We start from the raw sequence: 23,171 nt of genomic DNA, 5'->3' as shown, positions 1-23,171 counted from the left end.
ACAATCTATGCGCTTCGCGCATAGATTGTCCGATTGTCAGACCTGACCCCGAATTTATTTGAACCACAGCTCGCTGCGCTGGAGCGGGGTCTCGGGCGGCAGCGAGGGGTTGGGCAGGTCGATGATGCGGCGTTTGCCGAGGTTGGCCCGTTCGATGAGCGGGCCTTTGTGTTTCTGGAAGAGGGCGGCCAGGCTGCCGTCCTTGACCATCAGCTCCATGCCGGTGCGGATGCGTTCGGCGAGCTTGTCGCCGGCGGCGTCGCGCCGGACAAAGAAGTAGCGCGGCAAGGGGTAGCGCAGCATCAGCGTGGGTTCGATGGCAATGTCGGGGTGCGCTTTGCGCTGCGCGTCGTATTCGCGCGGGGCTTCGTCCAGCGCGCGCGGGAAGAAGTCGAAGCGGCCCGCCTCCAGCATCCCGAACAGCGATTGCGGGCGCGGCGTCTCGACGACGCTGATGCCGGCGGCGGCCAGCACTTCCGTATCGACCCAGCCCTTGCCTTGCCCTGCGCTGAAGCGCTTCAGGTCGTCCAGGCTGCGTATGCTGGCGTAGCGGTGCAGGTCGGACTTGCGCACCAGCAGCAGGCGCATGCCCATCAGGCCGCGGTCGATCGGGATGCGCACCGGCTGGAACTTCCTTTCCAGCTCGCGGTCGCTGGCGCGGGCGATCACGTTGATACGGCCGTCGGGCAAGGCCAGTTCCTGCAGCATGCGCGGTACCGACATTGGTTCGTGCCATGGCGTGACCTCGTAGCGGCCGTGGGTGGCGACGGTTTTTTCCAGGGCGGTGCGCAGCACGATCCAGTCGAATTCGCGCTGGGTGTCGGCGGTGGCAAAGTAACGTGGGTAGACCAGCGGCGTGGCTGGTTGCGCGGCGCGTGCGGCGGGCATGAGCAGGCAGACGCATATGGCCGCCGCCACCATCCTTTCCAGGCTGATCCAGCAATGCCAGTTCATAGGCCCTCCCTAGCCGATTGAAATATAACCCCATCGCCCAGCAAGCACAACAACAAGGCTGTTGCGCACGACAGACTGGATGAGCTTTGTCGCGGCAGGTGCGCTGCTAGCATGGCCTGGTTCACACCTTCAATGGAGGATGTATGGGACGTCAATTTGCACTGGGCATGGCACTTGCCATCGCCGCCAGCGGCGCTTGCGCCGAAAACTGGCAATTCACCTACACCGGCTTCAACGTCGATGGCGTCTTCAAGGGGGATGCCGAGCTTACTGGCAGTTTCAGCGGCAGCGATCTTGATCACGACGGCAAGATTGTCTTATCGGAACTGACCGCGCTGGAGGTGGAAGGACGGCCTTACCTGGAGGGCTGCCTGAGCTTGAGCGATCCCTATTTCCGCTGCGTGATCGATGGTTTCTCCTACCAGCTGACGGGCAATCTGGCGGTGGATGTGTACGGCTGGGGAAACGATGAGGCGTTTTCCGGCTGGTCGTGGCGCTTCCGCACGGGCGACCGTTACTCCTATTGGAGTTACGGCTGGAACGACTACGAGAGCCACATGCTGTGGACGCCGGAAACGCAGTTTGCGATCACGCCGGCGCCGATTCCGGAGCCGGTCAGCGGGGCGATGTTGCTGGCGGGATTGGCGACCCTGGCCGGCGTGGGCCGGCGCAGGGTGAAGGAGGGAATCAGCGCGACTTGACGAACGGCACGCCGATGGCTTTCGGCGCCACCGATTTGGCCATCAGGCCGGCCAGCACGATCACGGTGACCACGTAAGGCACCATCTGGATCAGCGCGCCCGGGATGCGGCCGATGACCGGCAGGTCGACGCCTTCCAGCTGGATCTGCACGGCGCCGAAGAAGCCGAACATCAGGCAGCCGAGGAAGGTGTACACCGGACGCCAGTTGCCGAACACCATGGCGGTCAGTGCCAGGTAGCCGGCGCCGGCCGACATGTCACGCAGGAAGAAGCCGGACTGCACGATGGCCAGGTAGGCGCCCGAGAACGAGCACAGGATGCCTGCGATCAGCATGGCGGCGTAGCGGGTGCGCTCCACCGAGACGCCGGCGGCGTCGGCGGCATGCGGGTTTTCGCCGCAGGCGCGCAGGCGCAGGCCGAAGCGCGAGTGGTACAGGAACCAGTGCACCAGCGGCACCAGGATGAAGGCCAGGTAGACCAGCACCGAGTGGCCGCCAATCAGCTTGGTGTAGAACCAGCCGAGGAAGGGCACGTCGGCCACGGCGGCGCTGCCCGGCAGCACTACGTCGAACAGGCGCGCTTCACCCAGGTCCGGGGTGCGGCCGCCTTGCTGGAAGAAGTATTGCGCGACCACGAAGGTCAGGCCGCTCATGGCGATGTTGATGGCGATGCCGCCCACCAGCTGGTTGCCCTTCTGGGTGATGGCGACGAAGCCTTGCAGCATGGCCAGCGCGACGGAGACGCCCATGCCGGCCAGGATGCCCATCCAGGGGTTCTTGGTGGCGAAGGCGACGGCGGCGGAGACGAAGGCGGAGGCCAGGATCTTGCCTTCCAGGCCGATGTCGATCACGCCGGAGCGTTCCGCGAACAGGCCGGCCATGGCGGCGAAAATCAGCACCGGCGCGTTGCGCACGGTGGAGACGAGGATGGAGCCCAGGTGGAGATCTTCGAAAGTCATGGTCTTAACCTTTGCGTGCTTTGAGCAGCTTGATGATGGCCGGGGCGTACAGGTTTTCCATAGCGCCGCAGAACAGGATGATCAAGCCCTGGATGAAGATGAAGGTTTCAGTCGGGATGTTCGGCTTTTCCAGCGACAGGTCGAAGCCGCCCTGGATCAGCGCGCCGAACAGCACGGAGGACAGGAAAATGCCGACCGGATGCTGGCGGCCCATCAGCGCAATCGCGATGCCGACGAAGCCGGCGCCGCCGACGAAGTTGAGCGACAGGTAGTGGGTCGAACCCATGATGGAGTTGACCGCGCCCAGGCCGGCCAGCGCGCCGGAAATCAGCATGACGATAATGATCATGGCGCTGATCTTGACGCCAGCGTAGTGGGCCGCGTGCTGGTTGAGGCCCAGCGCGCGCACCTTGTAGCCCCACGAGGAGCGCCACATCGCCACGCCGTAGATCACCAGCGCGATGATGGCGATGAAGAAGCTGATGTTCAGCGGGGTATCGCCCAGCACCGGGAACCATTCGCCCAGGCGCGGCATTTCGGCCGCTGGCGAGAAGACGCGCGAGGCGGTGTTCTGTTCGCCCGGCGGGATCAGGTATTTCACGATCACGAAGTTCATCAGCGAGGCGCAGATGAAGTTGAACATGATGGTGGTGACCACGATGTGCGAGCCGCGCTTGGCCTGCAGGTAGCCGGGAATGGCGGCCCACGCCGCGCCGAACAGGGCGGCGCCCAGCATGCCGAGAGGGATCAGCAGGAACCAGGGCAGGGAGGCGTCGAACGCCAGCATGGCCAGGGTCAGGCCCAGGCCGCCGAAGTACATCTGGCCTTCGGCGCCGATGTTGAACAGGCCCGCCTGCATCGCGATCGACACGGCCAGGCCGGTGAACACGAAGGTGGAGGCGTAGAACAACGTGTAGGACAAGCCTTCCGGGTTGATGACGGCGCTGTTGATCAGGATCTGCATCGACTCGACCGGGTCTTCGCCGAGCAGGTGGATCACCAGCGCGGCCACCAGCAGCGCGGAGAGCAGGTTCAGGATGGGCAGGACAAAGCCAGTTGCCCAGCGTGGCATATCGTTCGTGGTCATAATCAGTGTTTATGCATGCCACCCATCAGCAGGCCGATGCGGGTGGTGTCGAATTCGTCGATTTTCAGTTCGCCGGTGATTTTGCCGCCGCACATCACGAGGATGCGGTCGGCCAGGGCGCGCACTTCTTCCAGTTCCACCGATACCAGCAGGATCGCCACGCCCTGGTCGCGCAGCGCGAGCAGCTGGGTGTGGATGGATTCGATGGTGCCGATGTCGACGCCGCGGGTCGGCTGGCCCACCAGCATCAGCTTGGGCTTGGCCAGCACTTCGCGCGCGATCACCACCTTCTGCTGGTTACCGCCGGACAGCAGTCCGATACGCAGGTCCGGATTGGCCGGGCGCACGTCGAACTCCTTCAGCAGGCCGGCGCAGCGCTGGGCGATGCCTTTGAAGTCGATCAGGCCCCACTTGTTCTTCACCTTGTCCTGGTAGCCGAAGAAGGTGTTGTGCATGACGGAGAAGGCCTTGATCACGCCGTCGCGCAGGCGGTCTTCCGGCACGTGGCCGATGCCCAGGTCGCGGAATTTGGTCGGCAGGCCGTCGGCGTCGCCGTTCTTCGGGTAGGGCAGGGCTTTGCCCTCGAATTCCACTTCGCCGGAGCTTGGCAGCGCCATGCCGGACAGGATTTCCATCAGCTCGGACTGGCCGTTGCCGGACACGCCCGCAATCGCCACGATTTCGCCGGCGCGCAGGTTGAAGTTGATGTCCTGCAGCAGCTTGACGCCGTTGTCGTCCACCAGCTGCAGGTTGCGCACGTCCAGCACGGTCTTGCCCGGATTGTAGGCGCCGCGCGGCAGGTTGTTCTCGATCGGGCGGCCGACCATCATCTGCGCCAGTTCTTCCTTGGTGGTGTCGGCAGTCTGCACCGCGCCCACCACACGGCCGCCGCGCATCACGGTGACGGTGTCGGTGATGTCCTTGATCTCCTGCAGCTTGTGGGTGATCAGGATGATGGTCTTGCCCTGTTCCTTGAACAGCTTGAGGATCTCGAACAGCGATTCGGTTTCCTGCGCGGTCAGCACGGCGGTCGGCTCGTCCAGGATCAGGATATTGGCCGAGCGGTAGATCTGCTTCAGGATTTCGACGCGCTGCTGGGCGCCCACGGACAGGTCCTGGATGGTGGCCAGCGGATCGACGTCGAGGCGATAGCGTTCGCAAATTTCGCGCAGCTGCTTTTCGGTTTCCGCGCGGTGCTGGCGCAGGCGGAAGCCGCCTTCGCTGCCCAGCATCACGTTATCGAGCACGGTCATGTTTTCGACCAGCATGAAGTGCTGGTGCACCATGCCGATGCCGAGCTGGATCGCCTCGTGCGAGTTGTGGATGTGTTGCACCTTACCGTCCAGCAGGATCTCACCGCCATCTGCGCGGTAATAGCCGTAAAGGATGCTCATCAAGGTCGATTTGCCGGCGCCGTTTTCACCCACCAGGCCATGGATGGCCCCTTTGGCGATGGAGAAACTGACGTCCGTATTCGCCTTTACCGCCCCAAAGTGCTTGGAGATATTGCGGAATTCTACTGCTGGCGTCATCAATTCTGCTCCCGGGAAGGAGTGTGTGGAAGTGACCTTACAAAGGTCCGGGTTAATCGGCAACCGCGCGCCACGCGTGGCGCTGGAATCGGGTGAACAAGGCTGTTAAGCATGGCGCTCGCAACGCGGGAGTGTAACTTAGTAGGTAATCCCAGTCCTGCTCGCATTGCGGCCCGTTGCCCATTGCGAGGCCGAGAGGTATCGCAGGGTTTGGAGTAAGAGAATGATCGGTCAGTGCTTACGCTGATAGCCATAGTCGTCATGCCAATACTGATTTACATCGTTCTCCGTCGCGGGCGTGCGACGCTGGTTGCAGGAATCTCCCCAAATTTGGAGAGGGGACGTCAAAAGGATTTTTCGGTCTTATTTACTGAAAAACGCGCCGGACGGGATATCCCGTCGGCGCGTTCTTTTTAATGGAACTGCGGATCAGGCCGGGCAGGCGGCATTGGTGGTGCGGATATCGATGACTTTGGTCTTGCCGTCAATGATGTCCTTGCGCGCGCCCATGACTTTCTTTTCGATCTCTGGGGTGATGACTTTGCGGTTGTGCGCATCCAGCGCCCAGTCCACGCCGCCTTCCTTCAGGCCCTTGGCGGTCACACCGGCCTTCCAGGTGCCATTCTTCATCTGCATGAAGGAGTCGTACACGGCGTTATCCACGCGCTTGACCATGGAAGTCAGCACGGAGCCCGGGTACAGGTGGTTCTGGTTGGAATCGACGCCGATCGACAGCTTGCCTTTTTCCTTGGCAGTCTGCAGGGTGCCCATGCCGGAACCGCCGGCCACGGCGAACACCACGTCCACGCCGCGGTCGAACTGCGCACGCGCCAGCTCACCGCCCTTGGCCGGGTCGTTCCAGGCGGCGGAGGTGGTGCCGACCATATTCGAGATGACTTCGGCTTTCTTGTCGACCGACTTGGCGCCCTGGGCGTAGCCGCAGGCGAAGGTACGGATCAGCGGGATGTCGATGCCGCCGATGAAGCCCAGCTTCTTGGTCTTGGAGGCCATGGCAGCGGCCACGCCCACCAGGTAAGAACCTTCTTCTTCCTTGAAGGTCACGGAATTGACGTTATTACCTTGCGCTACACCGTCGATCAGCACGAACTTCACGTTCGGGAATTCTTTGGCGACTTTCTGCACCGCCTGGGTCTGGGCGAAGCCGATGGCGGCGATCAGGTCCAGCTTTTTGCGGGCCAGGCCGCGCATGACCTGCTCAGCCTGCGTATCGCTGCTGGCCTGTACTTCGATGTATTTAATACCGGTGTCCTTCTTGAAGCGCTCGGCGCCTTCGAAAGCGGACTGGTTAAACGACTTGTCGAACTTGCCGCCAGCGTCGTACACGATGCCCAGTTTCGGGTCAGCCGCGTTTGCGCTGGCTGCCACCGTAACTGCGGCGATCATCATGCTAAGTTGTTTGATTTTCATGTAAGGGCTCCGTGGAAGTTCGTTATTGTATATTTTTATGGAGTGCCTCGGACGCTTTTTCGCGCCAAAGCAAGCCACGGCACCATGTAGCTTGCCAACAACACATTAATGCAAATTTTGCCTGTGTACCCTTGATTAATCTTTGGGCACGTAATCAAACTGCAATCACTTGTTCGCCTCGTTGAATCCGCTTCTCAGGGCATGGATTCGTGGTTCGTTACTATGCAACAGGCGCTATATGTATGGCAAATACGTTTTTACTTGCTTATTTATATCGACGGCAACTAAATGAGGGTTGTTCCGTAAGCAACTGTGCTGAATCCCTTTCGTGTTAGCATCCGCGCCATTGCTACATTTCGTTACTTTTCTCTAAAGATTGGAACATTGGGTATGGATAAACGCCTCAAGCATTCCCTGATCGCCCTGGCCGTCGCCGGCGCCTTCCCCCTCCATTACGCCAGCGCGCAGGAAGCGCAACAACCGGCTGCAGAAGCAAAACAGCCCGGCCAGCTGGAAACCGTGATCGTTACCGCCCAGCGCCGCGCCGAGAACATCAAGGATGTGCCGATGGCGATTGCCACCGTGAAAGGCGAGAAGCTGGACGTGCTGACTTCCGGCGGCCAGGATATCCGTTTCCTGAACGGCCGTTCGCCGTCCGTGTCGGTTGAGTCCGACTATGGCCGTACTTTCCCGCGTTTCTATATCCGTGGCCTGGGTAACACCGACTTCGACCTGAACGCCTCCCAACCGGTGGGCCTGGTGATGGACGATATCGTGATGGAAAACCCGATGCTGAAGGGCTTCCCGGTGTTCGACGTGGACCAGATCGAAGTGCTGCGCGGCCCGCAAGGCACCCTGTTCGGCCGTAACTCGCCGGCCGGCGTGATCAAGTTCGATTCCGCCAAGCCAGTGCTGGGCAAGACCGAGGGCTATTTCAGCGCCGGTTTCGGCAAAGATGGCGTGCGTAACCTGGAAGGCGCCTACAACCTGCCAGCCAGCGACACCCTGGCGTTCCGCTTCTCGGGCCAGAGCCAGCACCGCGACGACCGCGTGCACAATCCGCGCCCGACCGGCACCCAGGACTTCGAAGGCTACGACGACCACGCGATCCGCCTGCAGGCGCTGGTCAAGCCGAGCAAGGATTTCTCGGCGCTGTTCAATATCCACGCCCGCAATATGGATACCACCGCGACCCTGTTCCGCGCCAATATCCTGAAGAAGGGCACCAACGACCTGGTGGACGGCTTCGACTACGACACCTATCCAACCGACGGCTTCAACAACCAGTGGCTGAAAACCCGTGGCGGCAATATCCGCCTGCGCTGGGACCTGCCAAACGTGACCCTGCACTCGATCACCGGCTACGACAAGCTGGACCTGTACAGCCGCGCCGACGTTGACGGCGGCTACGGCGCCAACTTCAATCCGCCGGTCGGCCCATTCGGCGGCATCCCATTCCCGCTGGAGACTGCGGACTTGATGCCGAACCACCGCCAGTTCACCCAGGAGTTCCGCGCCGAATCGAACGGCAAGGGCCCGCTGCAGTGGATCGCCGGCCTGTTCTTCTTCAATGAAGACATCCAGATCGACTCGATCAGTTTCAATACCTTCAATAACAGCTCGCTGAACCCTGAGTACACGCAGCAGTTCCAGGACGCCCGTTCCTGGGCCGCTTTCGGTACCCTGAACTACACCGTCAGCAACGACTTCAAGGTGCGTGCCGGCCTGCGCTACACCACCGACAAGAAGGACTTCATGGCGCAGCGCATCGAGCCGAACAAGCCGGTGTGGCGCCAGGAGCTGTCCGACACTTCGCACAACGTGAGCTGGGACCTGAGCGGCACCTACACCCTGGATAAGGACACCAACCTGTTCGGCCGCATCGCGACCGGCTACCGTGCCCCATCCATGCAGGGCCGCCTGTACGGCATCGGCGACAAGCCGAGCATGGCCGCAGCGGAAAAGGCGATCTCCTATGAGTTCGGCGTGAAGGCTGACCTGATGAACCGCCGCGCACGCGCCTCGCTGACCGTGTTCCGCTACGACATGGACGACAAGCAGCTGACCGCCGGCAGCGGCGCGATCAACATGAACCGCCTGATCAACGCCGACAAGGTTACCGGCCAGGGCGTGGAGCTGGACCTGCAGGCCAACCTGGGCTACGGCTTCAGCGGCACCTTCGGCAGCAGCTACAACGACACCGAAATCAAGGATGCCAAGGTATTCGATACCAAGTGCGGCTACCCGAACACCTTCTGCACCGTGACCGACCCGGACGGCCCGTTCCCAGGCACCGTAAGCCTGAACGGCAACGACCTGCCGCGTGCACCGCGCTGGCAGCACAACTTCAGCCTGAAGTACAGCACCGACCTGGGTAACGGCGAACTGTATGCCTACACCGACTGGGCCTACCGCAGCACCTACAACTTCTTCCTGTACGAAGCCAAGGAATACAAGGCCAAGTCCCTGCTGGAAGGCGGCCTGCGCGTTGGCTACAAGTGGGATAACTACGAAATCGCCGCATACGGCCGCAACATCACCAACCGTATCCAGGCCCTGGGCGCGATCTCGATCAACAACCTGACCGGTATCGTGAACGAGCCACGCACCTACGGCGTGCAGTTCAAAGCTACCTTCTAAACGATTCACACTCCCTGTGAACAACGCGCACTTCGGTGCGCGTTTTTTTTGCTATTGTCTGGCCTGCGGCAATAACAGTAACAAAACAGGAGAAGTATGAGTATCAAGACCTGGGTAGCGGCGGCATTCACTGCAGCGGGCATTTTTGTAAGCGGCAACTGCGCCGCCACGCCCGCGGAAATCGCCGCATTGAGGGACAATGTTGCCGCCTACGTGAAGGGTGCCGGAGACAGGGCCGAAATCGTACTGTCGGACGACCTTGTTTATAAGGGCAAGTTAGCTGACGGTAGCTGGAAGATCCTGGGCAAGGTACCTGAATCGATGATCGAGGCCACGCTGGGGTTTTGGAGTGAAGGGTCGGCAGCGAAACTGGCCACATCTTCGTTCGGGGAATACCAGGGCTTTCTAAAGATGTTCGTGCTGAGCGGGCGCATGGCGGACTGCGAGAGCTTCGATCTGAAAGAGGTGCGGCAGTATCCTGTCGCCACGCCGCGCAAACACTCGGAGCGCTGGACGATTGATGCTTGCGGAAAGACGCGCAATTGGCATTTGTACGATGAACGTGGCCAGACGGAGTTTGAAGAGCTGGCCGAGTAAGGCATTGCAAAACCTCGGCATTGGGTGAGCGAGAAAAGATGAATTCAGCTGTTAATTTGTGGCCGCTGCTTGGCGTGGCCGTGATCGTGCTTGGTTTCCTGTTGCGGCTGCACCCGGTACTGGTGGTGATTGCGGCATGCTTTACAACTGGTTTCGCGGCCTTCATGCCGGTGGAGGCGCTGCTTGCTTCGCTCGGCACGGCGTTCGTCAAGACGCGCAACCTGCCGATGATTTACCTGCTGCCGCTGGCGGCGATCGGCTTGCTGGAGCGCTTCGGCTTGCGCGAGCACGCGCAGGCGGCGATCTCGCGTGTGCGCTCGGCCACGGCGGGGCGGCTCCTGATCGTCTACCTGTTCGTGCGCGAAAGCTCGGCTGCCATGGGCCTGACCTCGCTGGGCGGCCATCCGTCGATGGTGCGGCCGGTGGTGGCGCCGATGGCGGAGGGCGCGGCCGAGGTGCAGCTTGGCGCGCAGGGCAAGGCGCTGGGCGAGCAGCAGCGCTACCGCATCCGCGCCATGGCGGCGGCGACCGACAATGTCGGCCTGTTCTTCGGTGAGGATATTTTTGTCGCCTTTGGCGCCATCGTGCTGATGCAGACGGTGTTGCGCGCGGAGGGTATCGAGGTCGATCCGCTGCATATGGCGCTGTGGGGCATTCCGACCGCGATCTGCGCTTTCATCATCCACGCCTGGCGCCTGAACCGGCTGGACGGCTATCTGCGCAGGAGCGCCGCATGATCGTCCGCGTCGAGTACTTCTACTATCTGCTCGGCATCTTGCTGGCGATGATCGCGCTGATGTCGTTTGCCGACCGCAGCAACCCGCGCCGCTGGACCACGGGCCTGTTCTGGGCGCTGTACGCCATGATTTACCTGGTGGGTGAGCGCCTGCCGCCGGCCATGGCAGGCCTGGCGATGATTGTGATGGCGGTGCTGGCCGGTTTTGGCGGCGTCCGCAGCGGCAAGCCGGACGTGCTGCCAGACGACACGCGCCGTGCCAGCGCTGCGCGCTTGCGGCATCGGCTGTTCATCCCGGCGCTGGTGATTCCCGCCGTGACCATGGCCGGGGCCACCTTGCTGAAAGACGTGCGCATCGGCGAACTGTTCGTGCTGGACCAGAAGCACCTGACGCTGGTGAGCCTGGGCTGCGCCGCCGTGGTGGCGGTGGGCGTGGCGTGCTGGCTGACGCGCTCCACACCACTGCAGGCGGGCCGCGAGGCGCGCCGCCTGGTCGATGCCATGAGCTGGTCGATCGTGCTACCGCATATGCTGGCCGTGCTGGGCCTTCTGTTCAGCGAGGCCGGCGTCGGCAAGGCCGTGGCGCAAGTCTCCACCGGCCTGATTGGCGCCGACTCCAAGCTGGCGGCGGTCGCGCTCTATTGCGTTGGCATGGCGCTGTTCACTATCGTGATGGGTAACGGTTTTGCCGCCTTCCCGGTGATGGCGGCGGGCGTCGGGGTGCCGGTGCTGGTGGCGCAGTACGGCGGCAATCCGGCCGTGATGGCGGCAATCGGCATGTTCAGCGCATATTGCGGTACCCTGATGACGCCGATGGCGGCTAATTTCAACATCATCCCGGCCGCGCTGCTCGACCTGCCGGACAGGAACGCCGTGATCAAGGCCCAAATCCCGACCGCGCTGCCGCTGCTGGGCGCGAACATTATTCTTTTGTACTTCCTCCTATGAAGACTGTGCTGCTGACGGGCTTTGAGCCGTTTAACAAGGAACCGATCAATCCCGCCTGGGAGGCGGTGCGCGCGCTGGATGGCTGGCAGGATAGCGCCGGCGGCGAGGCGTTCCGTGTCGTAGCGCGCCAGCTGCCTTGCGTGTTCGGCGCGGCCAATGCGGCCATGCGCGCGTTGCTGGACGAGGTGCAGCCGGTGCTGGTGATCGCCGTGGGACAGGCTGGCGGCCGCGTCGACCTGACCGTTGAGCGGGTGGCGATCAATGTCGACGATGCGCCGATCAAGGACAATGCCGAGCAGCAGTTGGTGGATGCGCCTATCGTGCCGGACGGTCCGGCGGCCTACTTCTCCACGCTGCCAATCAAGGCGATTGTGGCGGCGCTGCGCGCGGCCGGCCTGCCGGCTTCCGTCTCGCAGACGGCGGGCACTTTTGTCTGCAACCACGTGTTCTATGGCCTGATGCATGCGCTGGCGGGGCAGGGCGGCATGCGCGGTGGCTTCATCCACATTCCCTACCTGCCGGAGCAGGCGGTGCGGCACCCTGGCGCGGCCAGCATGTCGTTGGCGCAGATGGTCGAGGGCCTGCGTATCGCCGTGAAAACTTCACTCGCCGTTTCGCGCGACACATCGGTTGCCGCAGGCGCAACGCACTAGACTATGGCTAAACCTCCCATTTTCCCGGGCCCACGGACGGTGCGTGGTGCTGTGCTTGCGGTACTGCTCTCGAACGTTGACCAGACAGGTCGTGAGCCGCTGCGTGGACGCGTGACCCTGGCCGCAATCGTCAGGGCCTTGAAACGCAAGTATCACTGGCCGATTGAAACGGTAAGTTTTCCGTCGACCGCGGCGGATGGTCGGGCGACCTGGGCTACGGTGTATAGCTTGCCGCCCGAAGTCATCCGTGCTGCGTTGGATGACAGGGGGCGCGACTGGCTCAGGAGTGCGGGGTATCTTTGAAACCCGGAAAGCAGGGTCTGACCCAAGGGTCAGACCCCTGTTCGGCCGGCGGCGGGGCTTATGCGCTGGGCGGGCGCAGGATGTTGAGGAAGGCGCGCACCACAGGCGCGTCGTCCAGCGTGGTGTAGGTGATGTAGAGGTTGGCCGAAGGCGCATTGGTGCGGATCGGCAGGAACACCACGCCGGGCCAGCCGATGCGGGCGGTGGTCTCGGGCATCAGCGTCACGCCGAGGCCGGCGCCGACCATGGCCAGCAGGGTTTGCGGCTCATGGGCCTCCTGGAAAATCTCGGGCTGGAAGCCGGCATTCACGCAGCACTGGATCAGGTAGCGCGGGAAGGCCGACTTGTCCAGGGCCAGCGTCAGCATCGGCTCGTCGGCGATGTCGACCAGCTCGATCGCGTCCATTTTTGCCAGCGGGTGGTGCTCGTTGACCGCCACGCACACGTTCTCCTTGAAGCACAGTTCCTGCTTCAGGTTGTCGCGCCGCAGTTCATCGTCGTCCAGCTTGGGTTCGCGCCAGAAGCCGACGTCGATCTGCTTGGCGCGCAGGGCGTCGTACTGCACCGTCGGGCCGGATTCGTGGATGGTCCACGTCACGCGCGGGTATTTGCTCTGGAATTCTTCCAGCATGGAGGGGATCGGCCCCCACATCGCCGAGCCGACAATGCCGACGCGCAGGCGGCCCACTTCGCCGCGGTCGATCTGGCGCACGGTGTCGATGGTCATGCGCATTTTCGCCAGCAGGTCGGACGCTTCCTGCATCAGCGCCTTGCCCGCCACCGTCAGTTCGAAGGTGCGGGTGGTGCGTGCGAACAGCTTCACGCCCAGCTCCGCTTCCAGCTTCATGATCTGCTGCGACAGCGGCGGCTGCGAGATGTGCAGGCGCTCGGCCGCGCGGCTGAAACTTTTCTCTTCAGCGACGGCCAGGAAGTACTTTAACTGTTTCAGGTCGATGGACATGGATGCTCCTGCAGCGCGCGCGCCAGGGCTGCGCCGACACGCGCGTTGTTTTTCACCAGTGCGATATTGGTCATCAGGCTGCGCCCTTCGGTCAGGGTCTTGATGCGGGCCAGCAGGAATGGCGTGACTTTCTTGCCGGTCACGCCGTTCTGTTCCGCTTCCTGCAGGGCGCGTACCGTGATGGCGTCGATCTCATCCTTCGGCATGGCGTCCGCTTCCGGCACCGGCGCGGAAACCACCACGCCGCCATCCAGGCCCAGCGCCCACTTGGTGGCGATGAAGGAGGCCTGCTCGGCGGCGCTGTCCAGCTGGAAGTCGGCATTGAAGCCGCTTTCGCGCGTGAAGAAGGCCGGGAAGCCGGGCTGGCCAACCGATACCACCGGCACGCCGTGGGTTTCCAGGTATTCCAGCGTCAGGCCGATGTCGAGGATGGACTTCACGCCGGCGCAGACAACGGCCACATTGGTCTGGGCCAGTTCCTGCAGGTCGGCGGAGATGTCCATGCTGGTTTCGGCGCCGCGGTGCACGCCGCCGATGCCGCCGGTGACGAAGACTTTGATGCCCGCCAGCTGGGCGCAGATCATGGTCGCGGCCACGGTGGTGGCGCCCAGTTTGCCCTGCGCCAGCACGTAGGCCAGGTCGCGGCGCGACACCTTAATCGCGTCCGGCGAGTTGCCCAGCTGTTCCAGTTGATCCTCGGTCAGGCCGATGCAGATCTTGCCGCCGATGATGGCGATGGTGGCCGGCACGGCGCCGGCGTCGCGGATGATCTGCTCCACTTCGCGTGCGGTCTGCACGTTTTGCGGGTAGGGCATGCCGTGCGAAATGATGGTCGATTCCAGCGCCACGATAGGCTGGCCGGTGGCGCGGGCGTGGGCGACTTCAGGGGAAAAGGACAGGAACTGGTGCATGGTTTACTCCTCGATGAGCGCGGCGGCGAGCACATCTGCGCTCAGCTCGGGCGATACGGTGTGTGGGCTGGCCAGCGTGATGGCGGCGGCTTTCAAACCGCGCTCGCAGGCCAGGGTGAGTTGTCCGGGGTCTTGCAGCAGCGACCACACCACGGCGGCCGAGAAGGCATCGCCGGCGCCGGTCACGTCGACCACCTGGGCGTCGTGCGCCGGCAGCCAGTGCAGGGCCTGGCCCAGCGTGTGATAGACGCCGCTGGCGCCGCAGGTGACGATGATGTCCTGCGCGCCGTCGGCCTGCAGTGCGTGGCAGGCTGCCTGCACGTCGGCTTCGGTCGGCAGGGCGCGGCCGGCGCGGGTTTCCAGCTCGCCGCGGTTCAGGATCAGCAGCGACAGGCCGTTCAAGTCTTGCGGCAGGCGCGCCATTTTCGGCTGCGACACGGCGACCACCACCAGCGGCACGCCGGAGGCGTGGGCGTCGGCCAGCAGCATGGCGACCGATTCCTGCGGCAGGTTCAGGTCCGCCACTACCATGCCGGCGGCGTTGCGCTGCGGCTGGCGGCTGGCGACCCAGCCCGGGGTCAGCTGGTCGAAGATGGCCATGTCGGCCAGGGCCACCACCATTTCGCCGGAGGCGTCCAGCACGGCGGTATAGGTGCCGCTGCCGATGCCGTTGACCTGCAGGCTGCCTTCCATGCCGATGCCAGCCGCCTCGACCTGGGCGCGCAGGGCGCGGCCGGAGGAGTCGTCGCCGAGGGCGGTCAGCAGGGAGCAGGGCAGGCCGAGCTGGGCCAGGTTGGCGGCGATATTGCGTGCCACGCCGCCAAAACTTTCCTCAGCACAAGCCGGGTTCGAGGTGGCCATCTGCAGCGGGGCGTGCGGGCGCAGCTTGCGGTCGAGGCAGGCGGCGCCGATGCACAGCACCGTGCGTTCATTGCGCAACACATAGGCGCGGCCCAGCAGTTTGCGCTCGCGGATCAGGCTGGCGATATGGCCGGCCACGGCAGAGCGCGACAGGGCGAGCTGCTCCGCCAGCTCTTGCTGGGAGATAAAGGGATTGGCGCGGATCAGCTGGTACAGCTGTTCCTTGCGGGAGAGATCGCTCACGAAAAGCTCGCTATAAACATTTGTTTGCGATGCTAAACATTTGTCCGATGGGTGTCAAACGGAAGCTGACCCTATAATAAACCCAGATTTATATCGCTTGCATATAAATAATAAAGAAAAATGGTATTTGCCATACATATAGGCAATGATGCATAGTGTCGTGGTACGTTCACAGGCCTGTTCTGGCCAGCTCACCTAAAGATTACAAAAACGAGGAACTCCATGTCTTCCAATACCCCATTCCAGGCCGCCGCCATCATCCGTGCCCGCATGCCGGCCAATTTCCAGCCACGCGTTGCCATGATCCTGGGCTCCGGCCTGGGCGTGCTGGCTGAACAGATGACCGATTCCGTGTCGATCAGCTTTGACGAGCTGCCAGGCTTCCCGATCTCCACCGTGCACGGCCACGCCGGCCAGCTGGTGATGGGTACTTTGGCGGGCGTGCAGGTGGTGTGCCTGAAAGGCCGCGGCCACTTCTACGAGGGCTACGGCCCGGCGGTGATGACTTCCGCCGTGCGCACCATCAAGCTGCTGGGCTGCGAGATGCTGTTTGTGACCAATGCTGCGGGTTCGCTGCGTCCTGAGGTGGATGCCGGCTCGCTGGTGGCGCTGAATGACCATATCAACTTCCTGCCAGGTTCGCCGATGGTTGGCCCGAACGATGAGCGTTTCGGCCCGCGCTTCTTCTCGATGGCGAATGCCTACGATGCGGACCTGCGCAAGCTGCTGCAGGCCAGCGCGGCGGAGAAGTCGATCACCCTGCACGAAGGCGTGTACATCGCTTACCCGGGCCCGAACTTTGAGACGCCTGCGGAAATCCGCGCGTTCAAGACCCTGGGTGCGGATGTTGTCGGTATGTCGGTGGTGCCGGAAGTGGTGCCGGCGCGTCACTGCGGCCTGAAAGTGGTGGGTGTTTCCGTCATTACCAACCTGGCTGAGGGGCTGTCGCCGTTCCAGCTGTCGCATGAGCAGACCTTGAAGTACGCTGCGATTGGCGCGGAGTCGCTGATCAAGCTGATCCTGCAGTTCCTGGAGAACGTTGGTAAGACGCCGAAGGCTTAAACCCGGCAATGCGGGTCAGACCCAAGGGTCAGACCCAAGGTCGGCGAACGCTGCGTCATACAGGGTCTGACCCTTGGGTCTGACCCCGATTTTCGGGTTTCAAAGAGAGGCACTCATGTCCCGCGCATTCATCCTGTTGTTAGACTCCTTCGGCCTCGGCGCAACGCCGGATGCCGTCAAATACGGCGACCAGGCCTGCAACACCTTCGGCAGCATCGCCAAATGGGCTGCCAAAGAAGGCAAGCCAATGTCCCTCCCCACCATGGAAAAAATCGGCCTGGCCGCCGCCGCGCATACCGCGTCGGGCGAATGGGCTGCCGGTTTCAATATGCGTGAAGGCTTCACCGGCGCCTACGGCGCGGCGCGCGAACAATCCACCGGCAAGGACACCCAGTCCGGCCACTGGGAAATCGCCGGCGTGCCGGTACTGTTCGACTGGGGCTACTTCCCGAAGGAAGTGCCGTCCTTCCCGAAAGAGCTGACCGACAAGCTGCAGGAACTGACCGGCGTGCCTGGCTTCCTGGGCAATTGCCACGCTTCCGGCACCACCATCATCACCGAGCTGGGTGACGAGCACGTCGCGACCGGCAAGCCTATCCTGTACACCTCGGCCGACTCCGTGCTGCAGATCGCCTGCCACGAGGAGCACTTCGGCCTGGAGCGCCTGTACGATATGTGCGAGAAGGCGTATGAGCTGGTCAAACCGTACAACATCGGCCGCGTCATCGCCCGTCCGTTCCTGGGCGCCAACGGCGAATACAAGCGCACCGCCAACCGCCACGACTACGCCGTGCCGCCAAGCGCGCCAACCCTGCTGGACCACGTGAAGAACGAAGGCGGCGAGGTCATCGCGCTGGGCAAGATCAGCGATATCTATGCCGGCCAGGGCGTGAGCCGCGTGCTGAAAGGCCCGGACAATATGGCGCTGTTCGACAAGCTGCTGGAAGCGCAGCGCGAGGCGGGCGACAAGTCGCTCACCTTCGTCAACTTCGTCGACTTCGACATGCACTTCGGCCACCGCCGCGACGTTGCCGGCTATTCCAACGCGCTGCATGAAATGGATGCGCGCCTGCCTGAATTCATCGCCAACCTGAAGGACGGCGACCTGTGCGTGATCACCGCCGACCACGGCTGCGACCCGACCGCGCCGGGCTCCGACCATACCCGCGAACATATTCCTGTGCTGTTCTTCGGCCCGAACGTCAAGCCGCAGTCGCTCGGCATCTCGGAGACCTTCTCCGACATCGGCCAGACCATCGCGCATCACCTGGGCGTGAAACCTCTTTCCAACGGAACCAACCTCCTATGACCACTTTTGAAAACTTCAAGCGCAACGAGGCCATCGGCCTCGACCTGGGCTGGCTGAATCACATCCACGTGAACAAGGCCGCCGCGGACCGCCGCGCCGCATCGCTGGCGAACCGCCGCACCGTGAAGAAAGAGTACCAGGCCGCCTGGCTGGTGAAGGCGATCGAACTGATCGACCTGACCACCCTGGCCGGCGACGACACCCCGGGCCGCGTTGAGCGCCTGTGCATGAAGGCCATGCGCCCGCTGCGCACCGACCTGGTGGAAGCACTGGGCCTGCAAGACCGTAAGCTGATGACCGGCGCCGTCTGCGTCTACCACGAGATGATCCAGCACGCCGACGCGGTGCTGAAGGGCCGCCTTCCGATCGCGGCGGTGTCGACCGGCTTCCCGGCCGGCCTGACCAGCATGGAAACCAAGGTGCGCGAGATCGAACTGTCGGTGGCCGCCGGCGCCAAAGAGATCGACATCGTGATCACCCGCCAGCACGTCCTGACCGGCAACTGGCAAGCCCTGTACGACGAGATGCTGGCTTACCGCAAGGCTTGCGGCGAAGCGCACGTGAAGGCCATCCTGGCCACCGGCGACCTGGTGACGCTGGAAAACGTAGCCAAGGCATCGTGGGTATGCATGATGGCAGGCGCCGATTTCATCAAGACCTCGACCGGCAAGGAAGGCGTCAACGCCACCATCCCGGTATCGCTGGTGATGGTGCGCGCGATCCGCGAGTACTACGAGCGCACCGGCTTCAAGGTGGGCTACAAGCCTGCGGGCGGCGTGGGCACCGCGAAAGCCGCGCTGCAATACATGACCGTGATGAAGGAAGAGCTGGGCAATGAATGGCTGGAGCCGCACCTGTTCCGTATCGGCGCCTCCTCGCTGCTGACCGACATCGAGCGCCAGCTGGAGCACTATGTGACCGGCAACTACTCCGCCGCCCATCGCCACGCGCAACCATAAGAAGACACCGCCATGCCAACTATTAACGAGATCCTCAACACCATGGACTACGGCCCTGCACCAGAAAGCCAGAAAGAAGCGCAAGCGTGGCTGGAGCAGCGCTCCCGCAAATTCGGCCTGTTTATCGACAACGCATGGACCGAGCCGGGCGAGACCTTCGCCAGCATCAATCCTGCCGACGGTTCGCACCTGGCCGACCTGACCCAGGCCACGGCTGTCGATGTGGCGCGCGCAGTTACCGCTGCGCGCAAGGCGCTGCCGGCCTGGCAGGCGCTGGGCGGCCATGGCCGCGCCAAGATCATGTACGCCATCGCGCGCCTGATGCAAAAGCATGCGCGCCTGTTCGCGGTGCTGGAAACCCTGGACAACGGCAAGACCATCCGCGAAACCCGCGACGCCGACCTGCCGCTGGTGGCGCGCCACTTCTACCACCACGCCGGCTGGGCCCAGCTGCTGGACGAGGAGTTCCCGGGCCACCGCGCCGTGGGCGTGGTCGGCCAGATCGTGCCGTGGAACTTCCCGCTGCTGATGCTGGCGTGGAAGATCGCTCCTGCCATGGCTGCCGGCAACACCATCGTCTTCAAGCCGGCTGAATTCACGCCGCTGACCGCGATGCTGTTCGCCGACATCTGCGTGCAGGCTGGCGTGCCGGCTGGCGTCGTGAACATCGTGACCGGCGACGGCCGCACCGGCGAAGCCATCGTGGCGCACCAGGGCATCGACAAGCTGGCCTTCACCGGTTCCACCGAAGTGGGCCGCATCATCCGCGAAGCCACCGCCGGCACCGGCAAGAAGCTGTCGCTGGAACTGGGCGGCAAGTCGCCGTTCATCGTCTTCGAAGACGCGGACCTGGATGCAGCGGTGGAAGGCCTGGTCGATTCGATCTGGTTCAACCAGGGCCAGGTTTGCTGCGCCGGTTCGCGCCTGCTGGTGCAGGAATCCGTGCAGGAGCGTTTCCTGAAGAAGCTGAAAGCGCGCATGGACAACCTGCGCCTGGGTTCCCCGCTGGACAAGTCGATGGACATCGGCGCGCTGGTCGATCCGATCCAGCAGCAGCGCATCTCCGCGCTGGTGGATTCCGCCCGCGCCGAAGGCTGCGAGGTGTACCAGCCGGCTGGCTGCGAAGTGCCTGCGACCGGCTCGTGGTTCCCGCCAACCCTGATCACCGGCGCATCGACTTCGGCCGCCGTGGCGCAGGCCGAGATCTTTGGCCCGGTGCTGGTGGCGATGAGCTTCCGTACCCCGGCTGAAGCAGTGCAGCTGGCCAACAACACCGTGTACGGCCTGGCTTCCTGCGTGTGGACCGAGAACATCTCGCTGGCGCTGGACGTGGCGCCTGCCATCAAGGCCGGCGTGGTGTGGATTAACACCGCCAACCAGTTCGACGCTGCCTGCGGCTTCGGCGGCTACAAGGAATCCGGCTACGGCCGTGAGGGCGGCCGCGAAGGCATGTTCGAGTACCTGGTGCCAGTGTCGGAAGATGCGCGTCCGGCTGCTCCTACCTTCAAGAAGCCTGCCAAGCCTGAAACCGAGTTCACCCCATCGGCCGATCCGTTCGCGATCGACCGCACTGCCAAGCTGTACATCGGCGGCAAGCAGGCGCGCCCTGACGGCGCGTACTCGCGCGCCATCCATGGCGCCGACGGCAAGTTCCTGGGCGAAGTGGGCGAGGGTAACCGCAAGGACATCCGTAACGCGGTGGAAGCTGCGCACAAGGCGACCGGCTGGACCAAGGCGACTGCGCACAACCGCGCGCAGGTGCTGTACTACATCGCCGAAAACCTGGCGGCGCGCGGCGCGGAGTTCGCGGAGCGTATCGCTGCCCAGACCGGCACCAAGAACGCTGAGAAGGAAGTGCAGGCTTCCATCGAGCGCCTGTTCTACTGGGCGGCGTGGGCCGACAAGTACGACGGCCTGGCGCACCAGCCGCCAATGCACGGCATCACCGTGGCGCTGAACGAAGCGATCGGCGTGATCGGCATCGTGTGCCCGAACGAGAATCCGCTGCTGGGCTTCATTTCGCTGGTGGCGCCTGCTATCGCCGTGGGTAACCGCGTGGTGGCTGTGCCTTCCGAGGCGTATCCGCTGTCCGTGACCGACCTGTACCAGGTGTTCGATACTTCCGACCTGCCGGGCGGTGTGGTGAATATCGTGACCGGTTCGGCGGACGAACTGGCGCGCACCCTGGCGTCGCACTCGGATGTGGATGCTGTGTGGCGCCACGATGGTTCGGCTGCCGGCTGCGCGGAAGTGGAGAAGCTGTCGGCGGGTTCGCTGAAGCGTACCTGGACTGGCGGCGCGAAGGGCCGCGACTGGTTCTCGACTGCGCAGGCGGGTGGCCGTACTGTGCTGGCGCATGCGTCGCAGGTTAAGAATATCTGGATTCCTTACGGCGTTTAAACCCGGTAGGGCGGGGTCAGACCCAAGGGTCTGACCCTTGGGTCAGACCCAGGTTTACCGGGTCTGAAGTAAAAAAGAAAGAGAAAAGAAAATGTTCCTTCCCCAGGAAATCATCCGTAAAAAACGCGACGGTGGCGTGCTGACGAAAGAAGAAATCCAATTCTTCGTCAAAGGCATCACCGACAACAGCGTCAGCGAAGGCCAAATCGCCGCGCTGGCGATGGCCGTCTACTTCAACGACATGACCATGGACGAGCGCGTGGCGTTCACCCTGGCCATGCGCGACTCCGGCGAAGTGCTGGAGTGGAAATCCCTTAACCTGCCAGGTCCAGTGATGGACAAGCACTCCACCGGCGGCGTGGGCGACGTGGTATCCCTGATGCTCGGCCCGATGATCGCGGCCTGCGGCGGCTTCGTTCCAATGATCTCCGGCCGCGGCCTGGGCCACACCGGCGGCACGCTGGACAAGTTCGATTCCATCCCGGGCTACTCCACCGTCCCGACCAACGACAAGTTCCGCGAAGTGGTGAAGAACGTGGGCGTGGCCATCATCGGCCAGACCTCGTCGCTGGCCCCGTCCGACAAGCGCTTCTACTCGATCCGCGACGTCACCGCGACCGTGGAATCGGTGGCCATGATCACCGGCTCCATCCTGTCGAAGAAGCTGGCGGCCGGCCTGGACGTGCTGGCGATGGACGTGAAGGCCGGTTCCGGCGCCTTCATGCCAACCTTTGAGAAGTCGGTCGAGCTGGCCGAGTCCATCGTCAAGGTGGGCAACGGCGCGGGCACGCTGACGTCTGCGCTGCTGACCGATATGAACGAATCGCTGTCGCCTTGGGCCGGCAATGCGCTGGAAGTGCGCGGCGCGATCGACTACCTGACCGGCAAGTTCCGCCCGGCGCGCCTGCATGAAGTGACCATGGCACTGTGCGCCGAGATGCTGGTGATGGGCAAGCTGGCGGCGAACGAAACCGAGGCGCGCGCCAAGCTGCAGCATGCGCTCGATTCGGGCGAGGCGGCTGAACGCTTCTCGCGCATGGTGACTGCGTTGGGCGGTCCGGCTGACCTGGTCGATAACATGGATAAGCACCTGGAGAAGGCGCCGATTGTGGTGCCGGTGCCGGCGCCGCGCGCGGGTTACGCTGCTTCGACCGTTTGCCGCGATATCGGTCTGGCGGTGGTGTCGCTGGGCGGCGGACGTCGTCGTCCGACCGATGCGATTGACTTTGCTGTGGGCCTGACTGACCTGGTCGAGCTGGGACAGCCGCTGCAGGCTGGCCAGCCGCTGGCCATGGTGCATGCGCGGACCCAGGAAGCGGCGGAGCAGGCGGTGCGTGAGGTGCAGGCTGCCTATACTATCGCTGATGCGGCGCCGGCGGCGAATCCTATCGTTTATCGCACTATTCGGCCTTAAACCCGGTGAGGCGGGGTCAGACCCAAGGGTCTGACCCTTCCATTACATGGGCCGCAGACGGGGTCTGACCCTTGGGTCAGACCCAGGTTTACCGGGTTTGGAGAACACATGACCAACGACCAACTGATCGTAGAAGCCAAGGCTGCCCGCCTGAAAGCCTATACGCCATATTCCAACTTCAAAGTCGGCGCCGCCTTGCTGACCAGGGACGGCAAAATCTTCCACGGCTGTAACGTGGAAAACGCCAGCTACGGCCTGTGCAACTGCGCCGAGCGCACCGCCTTTTTCAGCGCCATCGCGCAAGGCTACAAACCCGGCGATTTCGACAAGCTCGCTGTGGTGGGCGAAACCGACAACCCGATCGCTCCCTGCGGCGCCTGCCGCCAGGTCACGCTGGAACTGGGCGGCAACCAGCTGCCCGTGGTGCTGGCCAACCTGAAAGGCGACACCCGCGAAACCACCGCAGCCGAACTGCTGCCCGAAGCCTTCGGCGGCTGGGACCTGAAGAAGTAAC

20 protein-coding genes are annotated in these 23,171 nt (G+C 63.2%); 12 read left to right on the top strand and 8 right to left on the bottom strand.

Features of this window, described 5'->3' with window-relative positions; translation table 11 throughout:
• Positions 1 to 54 precede the first annotated feature (54 nt).
• The gene (locus ACE3TQ_RS00975) at positions 55 to 954 is read right to left on the bottom strand and encodes a substrate-binding periplasmic protein (RefSeq protein ID WP_374580029.1); all 900 of its coding nucleotides are present in this window, start codon (positions 952 to 954) and stop codon (positions 55 to 57) included.
• 143 nt (positions 955 to 1,097) lie between these two features.
• On the opposite strand from ACE3TQ_RS00975, the gene ACE3TQ_RS00970 reads away from it, so the two are divergent.
• Positions 1,098 to 1,655 carry a PEP-CTERM sorting domain-containing protein gene (locus ACE3TQ_RS00970; RefSeq protein WP_374580028.1) on the top strand — a complete coding sequence of 186 codons (558 nt, stop codon included), beginning with the start codon at positions 1,098 to 1,100 and terminating at the stop codon, positions 1,653 to 1,655.
• Here the strand turns inward: ACE3TQ_RS00970 and ACE3TQ_RS00965 are convergent.
• The 4 genes from ACE3TQ_RS00965 to ACE3TQ_RS00950 form a co-directional block, all read right to left on the bottom strand.
• On the bottom strand, positions 1,642 to 2,613 hold the full coding sequence (locus ACE3TQ_RS00965) for an ABC transporter permease (protein ID WP_374580027.1): 972 nt from the start codon (positions 2,611 to 2,613) through the stop codon (positions 1,642 to 1,644). The genes ACE3TQ_RS00970 and ACE3TQ_RS00965 overlap by 14 nt on opposite strands.
• Positions 2,614 to 2,617: 4 nt before the next feature.
• On the bottom strand, positions 2,618 to 3,700 hold the full coding sequence (locus tag ACE3TQ_RS00960; protein WP_374580026.1) for an ABC transporter permease: 1,083 nt from the start codon (positions 3,698 to 3,700) through the stop codon (positions 2,618 to 2,620).
• Positions 3,701 to 3,702: 2 nt separating this feature from the next.
• The gene (locus ACE3TQ_RS00955) at positions 3,703 to 5,232 is read right to left on the bottom strand and encodes an ABC transporter ATP-binding protein (RefSeq protein WP_374580025.1); all 1,530 of its coding nucleotides are present in this window, start codon (positions 5,230 to 5,232) and stop codon (positions 3,703 to 3,705) included.
• Between the two features lie 429 nt (positions 5,233 to 5,661).
• Entirely contained in the window at positions 5,662 to 6,660 is a 999-nt protein-coding gene (locus ACE3TQ_RS00950; protein WP_374580024.1) for a BMP family protein, read from the bottom strand.
• Between the two features lie 390 nt (positions 6,661 to 7,050).
• On the opposite strand from ACE3TQ_RS00950, the gene ACE3TQ_RS00945 reads away from it, so the two are divergent.
• From ACE3TQ_RS00945 to pcp, 5 genes are all read left to right on the top strand, one after another.
• The gene (locus ACE3TQ_RS00945; protein WP_374580023.1) at positions 7,051 to 9,300 is read left to right on the top strand and encodes a TonB-dependent receptor; all 2,250 of its coding nucleotides are present in this window, start codon (positions 7,051 to 7,053) and stop codon (positions 9,298 to 9,300) included.
• Between the two features lie 96 nt (positions 9,301 to 9,396).
• Positions 9,397 to 9,897, top strand: a complete 501-nt coding sequence (locus ACE3TQ_RS00940; protein ID WP_374580022.1) for a hypothetical protein — start codon at positions 9,397 to 9,399, stop codon at positions 9,895 to 9,897.
• Positions 9,898 to 9,935: 38 nt separating this feature from the next.
• On the top strand, positions 9,936 to 10,634 hold the full coding sequence (locus ACE3TQ_RS00935; protein WP_374580021.1) for a DUF969 domain-containing protein: 699 nt from the start codon (positions 9,936 to 9,938) through the stop codon (positions 10,632 to 10,634).
• Complete coding sequence (locus ACE3TQ_RS00930) at positions 10,631 to 11,581, top strand: DUF979 domain-containing protein (RefSeq protein ID WP_374580020.1); 951 nt, start codon at positions 10,631 to 10,633, stop codon at positions 11,579 to 11,581. Before ACE3TQ_RS00935 ends, ACE3TQ_RS00930 begins: the two co-directional genes overlap by 4 nt.
• Positions 11,578 to 12,234: a pyroglutamyl-peptidase I gene (gene pcp, locus ACE3TQ_RS00925; protein WP_374580019.1), complete on the top strand. Its 657-nt coding sequence runs from the start codon at positions 11,578 to 11,580 to the stop codon at positions 12,232 to 12,234. Before ACE3TQ_RS00930 ends, pcp begins: the two co-directional genes overlap by 4 nt.
• A gap of 361 nt (positions 12,235 to 12,595) precedes the next feature.
• Here pcp and ACE3TQ_RS00920 read toward each other — a convergent pair whose 3' ends face one another.
• Genes ACE3TQ_RS00920 through ACE3TQ_RS00910 form a run of 3 tightly spaced genes read right to left on the bottom strand, consistent with a single transcriptional unit; the run spans position 12,596 to position 15,513 of the window.
• The gene (locus ACE3TQ_RS00920; RefSeq protein WP_374580017.1) at positions 12,596 to 13,498 is read right to left on the bottom strand and encodes a LysR family transcriptional regulator; all 903 of its coding nucleotides are present in this window, start codon (positions 13,496 to 13,498) and stop codon (positions 12,596 to 12,598) included.
• The gene (locus ACE3TQ_RS00915; RefSeq protein WP_374580016.1) at positions 13,483 to 14,409 is read right to left on the bottom strand and encodes a pseudouridine-5'-phosphate glycosidase; all 927 of its coding nucleotides are present in this window, start codon (positions 14,407 to 14,409) and stop codon (positions 13,483 to 13,485) included. Before ACE3TQ_RS00915 ends, ACE3TQ_RS00920 begins: the two co-directional genes overlap by 16 nt.
• A 3-nt stretch (positions 14,410 to 14,412) precedes the next feature.
• Positions 14,413 to 15,513, bottom strand: a complete 1,101-nt coding sequence (locus tag ACE3TQ_RS00910; protein ID WP_374580015.1) for a carbohydrate kinase — start codon at positions 15,511 to 15,513, stop codon at positions 14,413 to 14,415.
• A gap of 222 nt (positions 15,514 to 15,735) precedes the next feature.
• Here ACE3TQ_RS00910 and xapA point away from each other — a divergent pair, with 222 nt between their 5' ends.
• The 6 genes from xapA to ACE3TQ_RS00880 all read left to right on the top strand — a co-directional run bounded on the left by xapA (position 15,736) and on the right by ACE3TQ_RS00880 (position 23,170).
• Positions 15,736 to 16,575, top strand: coding sequence for a xanthosine phosphorylase (gene xapA / locus ACE3TQ_RS00905; RefSeq protein WP_374580014.1), 840 nt, complete (start codon positions 15,736 to 15,738; stop codon positions 16,573 to 16,575).
• A gap of 115 nt (positions 16,576 to 16,690) precedes the next feature.
• On the top strand, positions 16,691 to 17,884 hold the full coding sequence (locus ACE3TQ_RS00900; protein WP_374580012.1) for a phosphopentomutase: 1,194 nt from the start codon (positions 16,691 to 16,693) through the stop codon (positions 17,882 to 17,884).
• Positions 17,881 to 18,843, top strand: a complete 963-nt coding sequence (gene deoC / locus ACE3TQ_RS00895) for a deoxyribose-phosphate aldolase (protein ID WP_374580011.1) — start codon at positions 17,881 to 17,883, stop codon at positions 18,841 to 18,843. The genes ACE3TQ_RS00900 and deoC overlap by 4 nt, the downstream gene beginning before the upstream one ends.
• 12 nt (positions 18,844 to 18,855) lie before the next feature.
• A complete protein-coding gene (locus tag ACE3TQ_RS00890) occupies positions 18,856 to 21,243 on the top strand; it encodes an aldehyde dehydrogenase family protein (RefSeq protein ID WP_374580010.1) in 2,388 nt (795 codons plus the stop codon).
• A gap of 91 nt (positions 21,244 to 21,334) precedes the next feature.
• Entirely contained in the window at positions 21,335 to 22,657 is a 1,323-nt protein-coding gene (gene deoA / locus ACE3TQ_RS00885) for a thymidine phosphorylase (RefSeq protein WP_374580009.1), read from the top strand.
• 108 nt (positions 22,658 to 22,765) lie between these two features.
• Positions 22,766 to 23,170 (top strand): cytidine deaminase, encoded by a 405-nt coding sequence (locus tag ACE3TQ_RS00880; RefSeq protein WP_374580008.1) that lies wholly within the window; start codon positions 22,766 to 22,768, stop codon positions 23,168 to 23,170.
• Position 23,171 lies beyond the last annotated feature (1 nt).

Source organism: Pseudoduganella sp., from assembly GCF_041914865.1.
Taxonomy (GTDB): domain Bacteria; phylum Pseudomonadota; class Gammaproteobacteria; order Burkholderiales; family Burkholderiaceae_D; genus Rugamonas.
This window is presented reverse-complemented; position numbering and strand designations above follow the sequence as displayed.

What these genes read in the sequence shown, in the direction of transcription:
- ACE3TQ_RS00955 (WP_374580025.1), bottom strand. Translation starts at nt 5,232, where the DNA reads ATGACGCCAGCAGTAGAATTCCGCAATATCTCCAAGCACTTTGGGGCG.
- deoA (WP_374580009.1), top strand. Translation starts at nt 21,335, where the DNA reads ATGTTCCTTCCCCAGGAAATCATCCGTAAAAAACGCGACGGTGGCGTG.
- ACE3TQ_RS00930 (WP_374580020.1), top strand. Translation starts at nt 10,631, where the DNA reads ATGATCGTCCGCGTCGAGTACTTCTACTATCTGCTCGGCATCTTGCTG.
- ACE3TQ_RS00880 (WP_374580008.1), top strand. Translation starts at nt 22,766, where the DNA reads ATGACCAACGACCAACTGATCGTAGAAGCCAAGGCTGCCCGCCTGAAA.
- ACE3TQ_RS00945 (WP_374580023.1), top strand. Translation starts at nt 7,051, where the DNA reads ATGGATAAACGCCTCAAGCATTCCCTGATCGCCCTGGCCGTCGCCGGC.
- ACE3TQ_RS00970 (WP_374580028.1), top strand. Translation starts at nt 1,098, where the DNA reads ATGGGACGTCAATTTGCACTGGGCATGGCACTTGCCATCGCCGCCAGC.
- xapA (WP_374580014.1), top strand. Translation starts at nt 15,736, where the DNA reads ATGTCTTCCAATACCCCATTCCAGGCCGCCGCCATCATCCGTGCCCGC.
- ACE3TQ_RS00940 (WP_374580022.1), top strand. Translation starts at nt 9,397, where the DNA reads ATGAGTATCAAGACCTGGGTAGCGGCGGCATTCACTGCAGCGGGCATT.
- ACE3TQ_RS00890 (WP_374580010.1), top strand. Translation starts at nt 18,856, where the DNA reads ATGCCAACTATTAACGAGATCCTCAACACCATGGACTACGGCCCTGCA.
- deoC (WP_374580011.1), top strand. Translation starts at nt 17,881, where the DNA reads ATGACCACTTTTGAAAACTTCAAGCGCAACGAGGCCATCGGCCTCGAC.
- ACE3TQ_RS00935 (WP_374580021.1), top strand. Translation starts at nt 9,936, where the DNA reads ATGAATTCAGCTGTTAATTTGTGGCCGCTGCTTGGCGTGGCCGTGATC.
- ACE3TQ_RS00965 (WP_374580027.1), bottom strand. Translation starts at nt 2,613, where the DNA reads ATGACTTTCGAAGATCTCCACCTGGGCTCCATCCTCGTCTCCACCGTG.
- ACE3TQ_RS00975 (WP_374580029.1), bottom strand. Translation starts at nt 954, where the DNA reads ATGAACTGGCATTGCTGGATCAGCCTGGAAAGGATGGTGGCGGCGGCC.
- ACE3TQ_RS00950 (WP_374580024.1), bottom strand. Translation starts at nt 6,660, where the DNA reads ATGAAAATCAAACAACTTAGCATGATGATCGCCGCAGTTACGGTGGCA.
- ACE3TQ_RS00920 (WP_374580017.1), bottom strand. Translation starts at nt 13,498, where the DNA reads ATGTCCATCGACCTGAAACAGTTAAAGTACTTCCTGGCCGTCGCTGAA.
- ACE3TQ_RS00900 (WP_374580012.1), top strand. Translation starts at nt 16,691, where the DNA reads ATGTCCCGCGCATTCATCCTGTTGTTAGACTCCTTCGGCCTCGGCGCA.
- pcp (WP_374580019.1), top strand. Translation starts at nt 11,578, where the DNA reads ATGAAGACTGTGCTGCTGACGGGCTTTGAGCCGTTTAACAAGGAACCG.
- ACE3TQ_RS00915 (WP_374580016.1), bottom strand. Translation starts at nt 14,409, where the DNA reads ATGCACCAGTTCCTGTCCTTTTCCCCTGAAGTCGCCCACGCCCGCGCC.
- ACE3TQ_RS00960 (WP_374580026.1), bottom strand. Translation starts at nt 3,700, where the DNA reads ATGACCACGAACGATATGCCACGCTGGGCAACTGGCTTTGTCCTGCCC.